The sequence below is a fragment of the Streptomyces sp. NPDC002265 genome, assembly GCF_040296125.1.
Taxonomy (GTDB): Bacteria; Actinomycetota; Actinomycetes; order Streptomycetales; family Streptomycetaceae; genus Streptomyces.
On record NZ_JBEOWS010000270.1, the window covers coordinates 1 to 13,803 of the forward strand.

The window sequence follows — 13,803 nt, forward strand, 5'->3', positions numbered from 1 at the left end:
GGCGAGGGCGCCTGGCCCATCGGGGACGGACCCTGCGGTCGCACCGGAGCCATGGGCTGGGTCATGGCCGGCGTCATCTGCTGCTGGCTGCCGTAGGACGGCGGAGCCTGCGACGGTCCGCCACCCATGCCCGGACCGGTGCCGTACGACGGGGCGCTCGCGCCTGCCGGTGCCATGGAGGGCGCCGGGGACGGCGGGAGGGACGCGGCCGCAGGGGTACGCGGCGGAGCCAGCGAGTCGTCGGCCTGGGTCTCCAACTGGCGCAGCTGCGACTCCAGGTAGGACTTCAGACGCGTACGGTACTCGCGCTCGAAGCCGCGCAGGTCCTCGACCTTGCGCTCCAGCGTGGCGCGGGCGGACTCCAGGGAGCCCATCGCGACGCGGTGCTTCTCCTGCGCGTCCCGCTCCAGGGCGTCGGCCTTGGCACGGGCGTCACGCTCAAGTCCCTCGGCGCGGCTGCGGGCCTCGCCGACGATCTTGTTGGCCTCGGAGCGGGCCTCCGCGATCGCCTGGTCGGCGGTCTGCTGGGCCAGCGAGAGGACACGGGCGGCACTGTCGCCGCCGGGACCCTGACCGGGGCCGCCCATCGGACCGCCCATGGGGCCGCCCATCGGGCCACCCATGGGACCGCCCATCTGCTGCATGGGGGGCTGGCCGCCCATCGGACCCTGACCCATCGGGCCGGGACCCATCGGACCCTGACCCATCGGACCCTGGCCCATGGGGCCGGGACCCATCGGACCCTGGCCCATCGGGCCGGGACCCATCGGACCCTGACCCATCGGGCCGGGACCCATCGGACCCTGGCCCATCGGGCCGGGGCCCTGCGGACCGCCCTGACCGCCACCGGGGCCGGCGGGCAGCTGCGGTGCACCGCTGGGCAGCTGGGGCGGACCACCCATGGGGCCACCCATCTGCTGCTGCGGCGGGCCCGATATGCCGGCGGGGACAGGACCACCAGGACCACGCATACCCTGCTGGGGCATGCCCTGCGGAGGCATACCCTGCTGGGGCATACCGCCCTGGGGCCCGTCCTGCTCCGGAGGCTTGCGCATGTTCTGCTGGTTCTGGGCAGCAGCGCGCGTCGCCGCGGCCAGTTTGGCGCGCAGGTCCTCGTTCTCGCGGAGCAGTCGGGTCAGTTCGGCTTCGACCTCGTCGAGGAAGGCATCGACCTCGTCCTCGTCATAGCCTTCTCGGAGGCGGACGGTCGTGAACTGCTTGTTCCGCACGTCCTCGGGGGTCAACGGCATCTCTTCACCTCAACGTAGTCATCGGCAGTCGGCAAGACCGTATCGTCCACTGTCACCTCGCGAGACTCCCCACGACGCTGATCAAGATGTAGACGATGATCATCAGTACGAAGAAGGACAGGTCGAGCGCCACGCCCCCGAGACGCAACGGCGGAATGAACCGCCGCAGAAGCTTCAACGGTGGATCAGTGACAGTGTAAGTGGCCTCCAGAACGACCACCATCGCCTTGCCGGGTTGCCACGAGCGGGCGAACTGGAAGACGTAGTCCATGACCAGCCGGAAGATCAGGACGATGAGGAAAAGCAGCAGCGCGTAGTACACCACCTGCGCGAACACGCTCATGACTGGTGCTTCCCTCTCCCCTGTTCCGTACTTTGTTCCGGTCCCACGTCTCAGCTCTGGTTGAAGAACCCGCCCTCTGCGATGCGGGCCTTGTCCTCCGCCGTGACATCGACGTTAGCAGGCGACAACAGGAACACCTTCTGCGTCACCCGCTCGATGCTGCCGTGGAGACCGAACACCAGACCGGCGGCAAAGTCGACAAGTCGCTTCGCATCCGTGTCGTCCATCTCCGTGAGATTCATGATCACCGGCGTGCCCTCACGGAAGTGTTCCCCGATGGTACGGGCCTCGTTGTAGGTCCGGGGGTGGAGCGTGGTGATCCGGTACGGCTCTCGTTCCGACACGACCTTGGGCATGATCACCGGGACGTTCTTCTCCAGACTCTGACGTTCTTGTGTGATGGATGCCACGGGTGCGATCCGCGCCGGGCGCCCGGATTCCGCGGCGAGCGAAGCGGCGTGCGGCATCGGGTCACGCGGAGCGGAGGGCTGCACCACTCGTGCTGGTTCGTCCCTTTGCGACTGATGTACTCCGTGCAGCGGGTGCGACGGCTCGTGCCGCCGGTGATCCCGCTCGGGCTCCGGGTCCAGTTCGGGTTCGAAGTCGTCGTCGGGGTCGAAGCCCCGGCCGTCGTACCCATCGTCCTCCACGAGGCCGAGGTAGACCGCCATCTTGCGCATCGCGCCGGCCATGCTCTGAGTCCTCCGCTCTGTGGTGGATCCGCTGACGACTGCCAAGTCCCGCGATCCACGTGGCCTTTATGCCCGCCTTTCGGCGGAAATGACCATATTTTCTGCTGTGGTCCGACTTCCTGGCGACGTTACCCGAGCCCGGCGCGGACTCCGAGTACCGCGGTGCCGACGCGCACATGTGTCGCCCCAGCCGCCACGGCCTCCTCGAGGTCCGCACTCATCCCTGCCGAGACCATGTTCGCAGCCGGATGAGCTCGGCGCAGGTCGGTCGACAAATCCATCAACCGCTCGAACGCGGCTCGTTGACGTCCCGCGTACTCCCCGGTGAGCGGAGCGACCGTCATGAGCCCGTCGAGGCGCAGTCCGGGCGCCCGGGCGACGAGATCGGCCAACTCTTCGATTCCGGCGGGAGCCACGCCGCCGCGCTCCCCCCGCTCGCGCTCCCCCGCGTCGAGCGCGACCTGGAGGAGGCAGCCCAGTTCGCGCCCGGCGCGCTCGGCCTCCTTCGACAGGGCCGTCACGAGCCGGGAACGGTCCACGGATTGCACGACATCCGCATAACCGACCACCGATCGCACCTTGTTGGTCTGCAATTGACCGACGAAATGCCAACTAAGAGGCAGATCGGAACATTCGTCGGCTTTGGGTGCCGCGTCCTGGTCCCGGTTCTCGGCCACGTGCCGCACCCCGAGTCCGGACAGCAGCCGCACATCGCTCGCGGGATAGGTCTTGGTGACCACGATCAGGGTCACCTCTTCGCGCTTGCGGCCCGCGGCCGCGCACGCGGCGGCGATGCGCCGCTCCACTTTCGCCAGGTTTGCGGCGAGTTCGTCTTTACGGTCCGTCATGCCCCATCAGTCCAGCCAGACATAGCCGGCGAGCCGCCCGGTGGTGCGGTCCCGGCGGTACGAGAAGTGGTCGCCGGACTCGAGCGTGCACACCGGTGACTGCGCCCGGTCGTGCACCCCGAGCCTTTCGAGCTGCGCGTGCACGCCGGCGGCCACATCGACCGCGGGTGTGCCCCAGCTCGTCTCCGAGTGCGCCGCCGGTTCGACGGCGGCGACCTCGGCGCGCATGTCCTCCGGCACTTCGTAGCACCGGCCGCAGACGGCGGGTCCGGTGCGGGCGACGATCCGGGCGGGGTCGGCGCCGAGCGACTTCATCGCGTCGACGGCGGCGGGCACGACCCCGGCGACCATGCCGGGACGCCCCGCGTGGGCGGCGGCGACCACCCCGGCCACCGGGTCGGCCAGCAGGACCGGGACGCAGTCGGCGGTGAGCACCGCGAGGGCGAGCCCCCGGGTGGCGGTCACCAGGGCGTCGACCGACGGGACGGGTCCGTCGCCCCAGGGCCGGTCGACCACGGCGACATCGTTGCCGTGCACCTGGTTCATCCAGACCACCCGGGCCGGATCCAGCCCGAGCTCCCGCGCCGCCGACCCGCGGTTGGCGCGGACGGCGTCGGGGTCGTCACCGACCGCGCCGCCGAGGTTGAGCTCCTCGTACGGAACGGCGCTCACCCCGCCCCACCTGTCGGTGAAGGCGAAGTGCGCGCCGTTCGCAGTGCCCGTTACGGAGCGCTGTCCTATCACTTCAGAAAGTCCGGCACGTCGAGCTCCTCGGCCGCGCTGTCCGAGTAGCTCCGCGACGCCGGCAGCGGCGGGGCCACCGGGATCTCCTTCACGGGCTCCGGGGCGGGCTCCGGCTCCTCCTTCGGCGTGACGCTGCCGAGGGAGCCGAAGGACGGGCGGCTCTCGGGCTGGCGGACGGGAGCGGGCTCCTCGCGCCGGGCGGGGGCCGAGGACGTGCCGAGGACGTTGTCCCGGCGCGCGGGCGGCTGGCCGCCGTCGAAGCCGGCCGCGATCACGGTGACCCGTACCTCGTCGCCCAGGGCGTCGTCGATGACCGCGCCGAAGATGATGTTGGCCTCGGGGTGGGCCGCCTCGCTGACCAGCTGGGCCGCCTCGTTGATCTCGAACAGGCCGAGGTCGGAACCGCCGGAGATGGACAGCAGGACGCCCCGGGCGCCGTCGATGGAGGCTTCCAGCAGGGGCGAGGAGATCGCCATCTCGGCCGCCGCCACCGCGCGGTCGTCGCCGCGGGCCGAGCCGATGCCCATGAGGGCCGAACCGGCCTCGGACATGACCGACTTGACGTCGGCGAAGTCGAGGTTGATCAGACCGGGGGTGGTGATGAGGTCCGTGATGCCCTGGACACCGGAGAGCAGGACCTGGTCCGCCGACTTGAAGGCGTCGAGGACCGAGACCTGGCGGTCCGAGATGGACAGCAGCCGGTCGTTCGGGATGACGATGAGGGTGTCGACCTCTTCGCGCAGCTCCGCGATGCCGTCCTCGGCCTGGTTGGCGCGGCGCCGGCCCTCGAAGGTGAAGGGGCGGGTGACCACGCCGATGGTGAGGGCGCCCAGCGAGCGGGCGATGTTGGCCACGACGGGGGCGCCGCCGGTGCCGGTGCCGCCGCCCTCTCCGGCGGTCACGAAGACCATGTCGGCCCCCTTGAGGACCTCCTCGATCTCCTCGCGGTGGTCCTCGGCGGCCTTGCGGCCGACTGCCGGGTTGGCTCCGGCCCCGAGGCCGCGCGTGAGTTCCCGGCCGACGTCGAGCTTGACGTCGGCGTCGCTCATCAACAGCGCCTGCGCGTCGGTGTTGATGGCGATGAACTCGACGCCCTTGAGACCGACCTCGATCATCCGGTTGATGGCATTGACACCACCGCCGCCGACACCGATGACTTTGATGACTGCGAGGTAGTTCTGCGGTGCTGCCACGTCGAAGGCCTCTCGCCTCGAGTTACGTGTCGCCGCCTCGCCGTGTCGCGATCCGACGACTGATGCCGAATGGGGACGGTCCGTAGCGCCGACCCGAACCCTAACGTTGAAGTTTAGGGTTACCAGTGTGTCTGTTCTCTGGAGTCTTCTGAACAGGACACTAAGTCGACAAGTGGCGCGCGTTCAACGAACACGCCGAACCTCCCGTTTTTCTTTTCACCCTATGTGATCAGGCGTAGCGCTGCCCAACCAGGGTGCTGGCCTGCGCCGATGTACGTCAACTCACCTCTGAGGCGGGCGCGGTGGGAACGCTGACATCGAAGTGCCGCGCCCCGGGGGCCGCTTTCATCAGTGCAGTGAGAGTACGGGCCTTCGTGCCGCCGTGTTCACCGCTGCCCCAGGCGACCGACCGTCCGGCGGTCAACTCCAGTGAGATGTCGTCGTAGGAACGCACCTTGACGGTCCGGGTCTCGTGCGCGACGGCGGCCGGCAGGTCCCCCGCGACCCGCACGGCCTCGCGCACGAGCCGGTCCTCGCCGAAGCGCCGCAGACTCGCGACCGCCGAACCCGGCCGGGAAACCGACAATTCGAGCATCGGAACGCCTTTCGGCGCCTCGGAAACCGTGGCGAAACGGACGCCCTCGTCGTCCACTTCGACATAGGAAGCGCCCTTTCGGACCAGAAGGACCGGAGAGCGTTCGATCACTTTCAGTCCGATTCCATGGGGCCAGGAACGGACCGCGTCAACCGAGTCAATTCGGGGCAATTTCCGGCGAAGTCGCGCCTCGATTGCATCGGTATCGACCGAAATCAGCGGCGCCCCGACGGGAACGTCCGCGGCCTCGCGCACCTGTTCCGGTGTCAGCACGGTGGTGCCCGAGACCGAGACATGGCCCACCCGCAGCCACTGCGAGCCGTACAACACCCAGACGCAGCCCGCCCCGAGGAGCACGGAACCGAGCAGCATGAAGATGATCACACGAAGCCGGCGCCGTCCGAACCTCCGGACGAGGGGCGGGCCGGACGACTCCTGCTGACGTTCACCGCGCTCGGCGGTGGTGGGTCCGGCCACGCTCCCTGCCCTTTCGTCTTCCGCGCCTAACGGCCCGCGGCGATCGCCTCGTAGACCAGGCCGACGAGCAGCTCGTCGGCGTTCCGGCGGCCGAACTCGCTGGCGACGGTGGACATCTCGTACAGCCGGTGCGGGTCGGCGAGCACGGGCAGCACGTGCTCGCGCACCCACTCCGGGGTGAGTTCCGCGTCGTCGACGAGGAGACCGCCGCCCGCCTTGACCACCGGCTGGGCGTTCAGCCGCTGTTCGCCGTTGCCGATGGGCAGCGGGACGTAGGCGGCCGGGAGCCCGACGGCGGAGAGTTCGGCGACGGTCATCGCGCCCGCGCGGCAGAGCATCATGTCGGCCGCGGCGTAGGCGAGATCCATCCGGTCCACGTACGGTACCGGCACATAGGGCGGCATCCCGGGCATCTGCTGCACCTGCGGCAGTTCGTTCTTCGGGCCGACCGCGTGCAGGATCTGGATGCCCGCCTGCTGGAGCCACGGCGCGACCTGCTGGACCACCTCGTTGAGGCGGCGGGCGCCCTGCGATCCGCCGGAGACGAGCAGCGTCGGCAGATGGGGGTCGAGCCCGAACGCCGCGCGGGCCTGGGGGCGTACGGCGGCCCGGTCGAGGGTGGCGATGGAGCGGCGCAGCGGGATGCCGATGTAGTGGGCGTCGCGCAGCTTGCTGTCCGGGGTGGAGACGGCGACCCTGGCCGCGTACCGCGAGCCGATCTTGTTGGCCAGGCCGGGGCGCGCGTTGGCCTCGTGGATCACGATCGGCACACCGAGGCGCTTGGCGGCCAGATAGCCGGGCAGGGCGACGTAGCCGCCGAAGCCGACGACGCAGTCGGCCTTGGTGCGCTCCAGGATCTGCTCGGCCGCCTTGATCGTCCCGCGCAGCCGGCCCGGGACGGTGATCAGCTCGGGGGTCGGTTTGCGCGGCAGCGGCACCGCGGGGATCAGCGCGAGGTCATAGCCCCTCTCCGGGACGAGCCGGGTCTCCAGGCCACGCTCCGTGCCCAGCGCCGTGATCCCCACGGTGGGGTCCTGCCTGCGCAGGGCGTCCGCGAGGGCGAGCGCGGGCTCGATGTGGCCGGCGGTCCCCCCACCAGCGAGTACGACATGCACCGAAATTCACCGCTCTCCGGACGTACGCGCCGCCGAGGCACGCCGTCGCATCGTGTTCCATCTCCGAGGCCCCCGGTCGGGCGCAGAGCCTCCAGCCCGCTTTCTACCAAAGCGGGGCTGCCGCATCGCAAGCGCCGCCCGCGCAGCGGGCTCGTCACGCGCGAAGGCGATCAGCAACCCGACGGCGAACATGGTCGGCAGCAGGGCGGATCCTCCGTAGGAGAACAGCGGGAGAGGAACACCGGCGATCGGCAGCAGGCCGAGCACCGCACCGATGTTGATCACCGCCTGTGCGACGATCCAGGTGGTCACGCCTCCCGCGGCATACCTGACGAAGGGATCCTCCGTGCGTCCGGCCACGCGGATACCCGCATAGCCTAGAGCCGCGAACAGGGCGAGCACCGACAGCGTCCCCGCCAGGCCCAGTTCCTCACCGGTGACGGCGAAGATGAAGTCTGTGTGAGCTTCGGGCAGTTGTCCCCATTTCTCCACACTTGCACCCAGTCCGGATCCGAAGATCCCGCCGGAGGCGAGGGCGTAGATGCCGTGCACGGCCTGCCAGCAGTCGACGGGGCCGCTCTGCGGCTCGGTGGCGCCGATGCAGGAGAGCCGGGCCATCCGGTTCGGGCTCGTCTTGATGAGGATCACGCCGATCGTGGCCGCGATCGACAGCACGCCCACGAACAGCCGGGTCGGTGCGCCCGCCAGCCACAGCAGTCCGAACAGGATCGCCGTCAGGATGATCGCGGTGCCCATGTCGCCGCCGAGCATGATCAGCCCGAGCAGCAGGAAGGCCACCGGCACCAGCGGCACCAGCATGTGCTTCCACTGCGCCAGCAGCTTCTTGTCGTGTTTGCGCGCGATGAGGTCGGCGCCCCACAGCACCAGCGCGAGCTTGCCGAACTCGCTGGGCTGGATCTGGAAGGAACCTCCGAGGGAGAGCCAGTTCTGGTTGCCGTTGACCGCGACTCCTATCCCCGGCACCTGCACCAACGCCATCAGGAAGACGGCTCCGGCGAGGATCGGGTAGGCCAGCGCGCGGTGCAGTTTCACCGGCATCCGGGAGGCGAGCAGCAGCAGTCCGGCGCCGATGGAGGCGGCCAGGAACTGTTTGCGAAAGAAGAACGAGCCGGGCAGCGCCATCTGCAGCGCCGTGATCTGGGAGGCCGAGTAGACCATCACCAGACCCAGCACGGTGATCAGCAGGCTGCCGCCGAGGATCAGGTAGTACGCGGTCAGCGGCCGGTCCCAGGCCTTGCGGGCGCGCCGGTGGAGCACGCGCAGCGGGTTGTCGCGCGGGCCTCTGGAGGCAGGCGGCAGCCGTACGGTCCGCTGCGCGGGCGGACGCCCGGTACGGCTACCGGGCATCCGTGGCTCCGCTGTACGTCGGCCTCGACGGTCGCACGCGTCCCTCCCAGGGTCGCCCGGCGGCAGGCCGGGTCAGGCGCCGAGTTCGCGAACCGCCTCCGCGAACGCGTCACCGCGCTTGTTGTAGTTGGCGAACATGTCCATCGAGGCGCAGGCCGGGGCCAGCAGCACCGTGTCGCCGGCGGTGGCGAGCCGCCGGGCTTCCCGGACGGCCGCGGGCATCGCCCCAGTGTCGGTCCGGTCGAGGTCGACGACGGGTACTTCCGGGGCGTGTCGCGCCAGGGCTTCCCGGATCAGGGCGCGGTCCGCGCCGATGAGCACGACGCCGCGAAGGTGCTTCGCCGACTTCGCGACGAGTTCGTCGAAGGTCGCGCCCTTCGCCAGTCCGCCCGCGATCCACACGATCGACTCGTAGGCCGCCAAGGAGGCTTCCGCGGCATGGGTGTTGGTCGCCTTGGAGTCGTCGATGTAGGCGACGCCGTCCACGTCCGCCACGTGCGCGATGCGGTGGGCGTCCGGGGTGAAGGCCCGCAGGCCGTCCCGTACGGCCTTGGCGGGCACCCCGAAGGCGCGCGCGAGGGCCGCCGCGGCAAGGGCGTTGGCGATGTTGTGCGGGGCGGGCGGGTTCACGTCCGCCACCTCCGCCAGCTCCTGGGCGTTCTTCTGCCGGTTCTCGACGAAGGCGCGGTCGACCAGGATGCCTTCCACCACGCCGAGTTGGGAGGGACCCGGGGTGCCGAGCGTGAAGCCGACGGCCCGGCAGCCCTCCTCCACGTCCGCCGCGCGCACCAGGTTCTCGGTGGCCTGGTCGGCCACGTTGTAGACGCAGGCGATCCGATTGCCCTCGTAGACGCGGCCCTTGTCGGCGGCGTACGCCTCCATGGAGCCGTGCCAGTCGAGGTGGTCGGGGGCGAGGTTGAGGACGGCGGCCGAGTGGGCGCGCAGCGAGGGCGCCCAGTGCAGCTGGTAGCTCGACAGCTCGACCGCGAGGACGTCGTACTGCTCCTCGCCGAGGACCGCGTCGAGCAGGGAGACGCCGATGTTGCCGACCGCCGCCGTGCGCAGGCCCGCCGCCTTCAGGATGGAGGCGAGCATCTGGACGGTGGTGGTCTTGCCGTTGGTGCCGGTGACGGCCAGCCAGGGCGCGGCGTCCGGGCCCCGCAGCCGCCACGCCAGCTCGACGTCGCCCCAGACGGGGACTCCGGCCTGCGCGGCGGCGGCGAACAGCGGCTTGTCCGGCTTCCAGCCGGGCGCGGTGACGACGAGCTCGGTGCCTTCGGGCAGGGTGTCCCCGTCACCGAGGCGCACGGCGATGCCGAGCGCCTCCAGCTCCGCCGCCTGGGCGCGGGCGCGTTCGTCGTCGCCGTCGTTGACGACGGTGACCCGCGCGCCGAGCCCGTGCAGCACCTTGGCCGCCGGGACGCCGGAGACGCCCAGTCCGGCGACGGTGACGTTCTTCCCCTGCCAGTCGGTCACTTGTCCGCTGCCCATCCCGCGTAGAAGAGGCCCAGTCCGACGATCACACAGATGCCCTGGATGATCCAGAAACGGACCACCACAAGTACCTCGGACCAGCCCTTGAGTTCGAAGTGATGCTGGAGTGGCGCCATCCGGAAGACGCGCTTGCCGGTGAGCCGGAAGGAGCCGACCTGGATGACGACCGACATGGTGATGAGGACGAACAGGCCGCCGAGGATGGCGATCAGCAGCTCGGTGCGGGAGCAGATCGCGAGACCCGCGAGCACACCGCCGAGCGCCAGCGAACCGGTGTCACCCATGAAGATCTTGGCGGGCGACGTGTTCCACCACAGGAAGCCCAGGCAGGAACCCATCAGCGCGGAGGCGATGACCGCGAGGTCCAGCGGGTCGCGCACCTCGTAGCAGGCGTTCGGGTTCGTCAGGGTCATCGAGTTGGCGCAGGACTCCTGGAACTGCCAGACGCCGATGAAGGTGTAGGCACCGAAGACCAGGACGGAGGCGCCGGTGGCCAGGCCGTCCAGACCGTCGGTCAGGTTCACGCCGTTGGACATCGCCAGGATCATGAACAGCGCCCAGACGACGAACAGCACCGGGCCGATCGTCCAGCCGAAGTCCGTGATGAACGACAGCTTGGTGGAGGCCGGGGTCTGGTTGCGGCCGTCCGCGAACTGGAGCGAGAGCACCGCGAAGGCGATACCGACGATCAGCTGGCCGGCCATCTTCGCCTTGGCCCGCAGACCGAGCGAGCGCCTCTTGACGATCTTGATGTAGTCGTCGAGGAAGCCCACCATGCCCATGCCGAACATCAGGCCCAGCACCAACAGGCCCGAGTACGTGGGCGCGTAGCCGGTGATGACCTTGGACAGGAAGTAGGCGGCGATCGCCGACAGGATGAAGGCGATACCGCCCATCGTCGGCGTACCGCGCTTGCTCGCGTGCTCCCGCGGGCCGTCGTCGCGGATGTACTGCCCGTAGCCCTTGCGGGCGAGGAGCTTGATCAGCAGCGGGGTGCCGACCAGGGTCAGGAACAGACCGATGACGCCCGAGAAGAGGATCTGCTTCATCATCGGGCATCAACACCCTCGGCACCGGACTCCAGGAGTGCCTGGGCAACGCTCTCCAGCCCCACCGACCGTGACGCCTTCACGAGGACGACGTCCCCCGGGCGCAACTCGCTGCGCAACAGGTCGACCGCCGCCTGTGCGTCGGACACGTGCACCGACTCCTCACCCCACGAACCCTCGTTATATGCGCCCAGTTGCAGCCAGGCGGCTTCCCTGCCCCCGACCGCGACGAGCTTGCCGACATTGAGCCGGACGGCAAGCCGCCCGACCGCGTCGTGCTCGGCGAGAGCCTCGTCCCCGAGCTCGGCCATCTTGCCGAGCACCGCCCACGTACGACCCCCTTGTGCCTGAGCGGCCTTGCCCATCGCCGCGAGCGCGCGCAAGGCGGCTCGCATGGACTCGGGGTTCGCGTTGTAGGCGTCGTTGACGACCGTCACGCCGTCCGGGCGCTCGGTGACCTCCATGCGCCAACGGGAGAGGGAGCCCGCCTCGGAGAGCGCGGTGGCGATCTCTTCCACGGACATGCCCAGCTCATGGGCGACGGCGGCCGCGGCGAGCGCGTTCGACACGTGATGCTCACCGTACAGGCGCATGGTCACATCACTGCACCCGGAGGGTGTGTGAAGGCTGAAGGCGGGCTGTCCGCTGTCCGTGAGTCGCACGTTCTCGGCGCGAACGTCCGCTTCGTCGGACTCTCCGAAATAGACCACCTTCGCCTTCGTACGGGAGGCCATGGCCCGCACCAAGGGGTCGTCGGCGTTGAGGACCGCGACGCCGCCGTCCTGCGCCGGCGGCAGCGCCTCCACGAGTTCGCCCTTCGCCTGGGCGATCTGCTCGCGGCCGCCGAACTCCCCGATGTGGGCGCTGCCGACGTTCAGCACGAGGCCGATCCGCGGGGGCGTCAGGTCCGTCAGGTAGCGGATGTGGCCGATGCCGCGGGCGCCCATCTCCAGCACCAGGAACCTGGTGTCCTCGGTGGCGCTGAGCGCGGTCAGCGGCAGCCCGATCTCGTTGTTGAGCGAGCCGGGCGTCCACACCGTGGGGGCGTGCCGCTGGAGCACCTGCGCGATCAGGTCCTTGGTACTGGTCTTGCCCGCCGAGCCGGTGAGGGCGACGAGGGTGGCACCGAGCTCGCGCACGACATGCCGTGCGAGGGCGCCGATGGCCGCCTGGACGTCCTCGACCACGACGGCGGGGACCCCGACGGGCCGGGACGCCAGCACGGCGGCGGCGCCCGCCTCGACGACCGCCTGTGCGAAGTCGTGGCCGTCCACCCGTTCGCCGACGAAGGCGACGAACAGGCTGCCTGGCACCACCTCTCTGGAGTCCCGGACGACCGGTCCGGTCACCTGGACGGACGGATCCGGTATGTCGTACGTCTGCCCGCCGACGACTGCTGCGATCTCGGCGAGGGAGAGGGCGATCACAAGTTCATCCCTGGGTCTGCTGGATAGCTTCGCGAAGCACCTGGCGGTCGTCGAAGGGACGGACCACTCCGGCGATGTCCTGGCCCTGCTCATGGCCCTTGCCCGCGACCAGCAGGGTGTCCCCGGGCCGGGCCCGGGCGACGGCGGCGGCGATCGCGGCGGCCCGGTCCTCGAACAGGAGCACCTCGCCCCGCTCGTGCGCGGGCACGGAGGCCGCGCCCTCGAGCATGCTCGCCAGGATCGCCAGGGGATCCTCGGAGCGGGGGTTGTCCGAGGTCAGTACGGCCGTGTCGGCGAGCCGGGCGGCCGCGGCGCCCATCGGCCGCCGCTTGGTGGTGTCCCGGTCGCCGCCGCAGCCGAGCACGATGTGCAGCCGGCCCTTGGTGACCTTGCGCAGTGCGCGCAGCACCGATTCGACGGCGTCGGTCTTGTGGGCGTAGTCGACGACCGCGAGGTACGGCTGTCCGGCGTCCACCCGCTCCAGGCGGCCCGGCACCCCGGGCACCGCCGCGACACCGTCGGCCGCGGTCTGCGGGTCGAGCCCCGCCACGGCCAGGGCGACGATCGCGGCCAGGGTGTTGGCGACGTTGAAGGGGCCCGGCAGCGGGGACCGGGCGGCGATCCGCTGCCCCTCGGGGCCGGTCACGGTGAACGTGGAGTCCATGGGCCCGACGCGGACGTCCTCAGCGCGCCAGTCCGCGTCCGGGTCGCCCTCGGCGGAGAAGGTGACGACCGGGACGGTCGCCTCCCGCGCCAGCCTGCGGCCGTAGGCGTCGTCGAAGTTGACCACGCCCAGCCTGCTGCGCCGCGGGGTGAACAGCTGCGCCTTGGCCTGGAAGTAGTCCTCCATGTCGGAGTGGAACTCCATGTGCTCCGGGCTGAGGTTGTTGAAGACGGCGATGTCGAAGACACAGCCGTCGACGCGGCCGAGCACCAGGGCGTGGCTGGACACCTCCATGGCGACCGCCTCGACGCCGCGTTCGCGCATGACCGCGAACAGGGCCTGGAGGTCGGTGGCCTCGGGGGTGGTGCGCTCGGACTTGATGCGCTCGTCGCCGATGCGCATCTCGACGGTGCCGATCAGCCCGGTGGCACGGTCCGCCTTCAGACCGCCCAGAAGGTCTCCAGGTCGATGCCCGCACGCAGCACGAGATGCCGCAGCCGGTCCTGGTCGCCGTCCGCACCGGGCGGGAAGTCCCGCTCCTCGA

Annotated in this window: 13 protein-coding genes; all 13 read right to left on the bottom strand. The window is 70.1% G+C overall.

What is annotated here, in order from left to right:
• Window positions 1-1,250: DivIVA domain-containing protein (locus tag ABT085_RS33910; RefSeq protein ID WP_351616789.1), on the bottom strand; the 1,250-nt coding region annotated here is incomplete at its 3' end.
• Between the two features lie 52 nt (window positions 1,251-1,302).
• The gene (locus tag ABT085_RS33915; protein ID WP_351616792.1) at window positions 1,303-1,593 is read right to left on the bottom strand and encodes a YggT family protein; all 291 of its coding nucleotides are present in this window, start codon (window positions 1,591-1,593) and stop codon (window positions 1,303-1,305) included.
• 50 nt (window positions 1,594-1,643) lie between these two features.
• A complete protein-coding gene (locus ABT085_RS33920; protein WP_351616795.1) occupies window positions 1,644-2,285 on the bottom strand; it encodes a cell division protein SepF in 642 nt (213 codons plus the stop codon).
• Window positions 2,286-2,413: 128 nt separating this feature from the next.
• The gene (locus ABT085_RS33925; protein WP_351616797.1) at window positions 2,414-3,133 is read right to left on the bottom strand and encodes a YggS family pyridoxal phosphate-dependent enzyme; all 720 of its coding nucleotides are present in this window, start codon (window positions 3,131-3,133) and stop codon (window positions 2,414-2,416) included.
• 6 nt (window positions 3,134-3,139) lie between these two features.
• Window positions 3,140-3,877 carry a peptidoglycan editing factor PgeF gene (gene pgeF, locus ABT085_RS33930; protein ID WP_351616800.1) on the bottom strand — a complete coding sequence of 246 codons (738 nt, stop codon included), beginning with the start codon at window positions 3,875-3,877 and terminating at the stop codon, window positions 3,140-3,142.
• Window positions 3,874-5,070: a cell division protein FtsZ gene (ftsZ, locus tag ABT085_RS33935; RefSeq protein ID WP_351616803.1), complete on the bottom strand. Its 1,197-nt coding sequence runs from the start codon at window positions 5,068-5,070 to the stop codon at window positions 3,874-3,876. The genes pgeF and ftsZ overlap by 4 nt, the downstream gene beginning before the upstream one ends.
• A 277-nt stretch (window positions 5,071-5,347) precedes the next feature.
• A complete protein-coding gene (locus ABT085_RS33940; RefSeq protein ID WP_351616806.1) occupies window positions 5,348-6,142 on the bottom strand; it encodes a cell division protein FtsQ/DivIB in 795 nt (264 codons plus the stop codon).
• Between the two features lie 26 nt (window positions 6,143-6,168).
• Entirely contained in the window at window positions 6,169-7,257 is a 1,089-nt protein-coding gene (murG, locus tag ABT085_RS33945) for an undecaprenyldiphospho-muramoylpentapeptide beta-N-acetylglucosaminyltransferase (RefSeq protein WP_351616809.1), read from the bottom strand.
• A 6-nt stretch (window positions 7,258-7,263) separates the two neighbouring features.
• Complete coding sequence (ftsW, locus tag ABT085_RS33950) at window positions 7,264-8,625, bottom strand: putative lipid II flippase FtsW (RefSeq protein ID WP_351616812.1); 1,362 nt, start codon at window positions 8,623-8,625, stop codon at window positions 7,264-7,266.
• A 72-nt stretch (window positions 8,626-8,697) separates the two neighbouring features.
• Window positions 8,698-10,116 (bottom strand): UDP-N-acetylmuramoyl-L-alanine--D-glutamate ligase, encoded by a 1,419-nt coding sequence (gene murD, locus ABT085_RS33955; RefSeq protein WP_351616815.1) that lies wholly within the window; start codon window positions 10,114-10,116, stop codon window positions 8,698-8,700.
• A complete protein-coding gene (mraY, locus tag ABT085_RS33960) occupies window positions 10,098-11,168 on the bottom strand; it encodes a phospho-N-acetylmuramoyl-pentapeptide-transferase (protein WP_351616821.1) in 1,071 nt (356 codons plus the stop codon). The genes murD and mraY overlap by 19 nt, the downstream gene beginning before the upstream one ends.
• Complete coding sequence (locus tag ABT085_RS33965; RefSeq protein WP_351616818.1) at window positions 11,168-12,595, bottom strand: UDP-N-acetylmuramoyl-tripeptide--D-alanyl-D-alanine ligase; 1,428 nt, start codon at window positions 12,593-12,595, stop codon at window positions 11,168-11,170. Before ABT085_RS33965 ends, mraY begins: the two co-directional genes overlap by 1 nt.
• A gap of 4 nt (window positions 12,596-12,599) precedes the next feature.
• Window positions 12,600-13,803, bottom strand: a 1,204-nt coding sequence (locus tag ABT085_RS33970) for a UDP-N-acetylmuramoyl-L-alanyl-D-glutamate--2,6-diaminopimelate ligase (RefSeq protein WP_502982867.1), incomplete at its 5' end; no start/stop codon positions are given.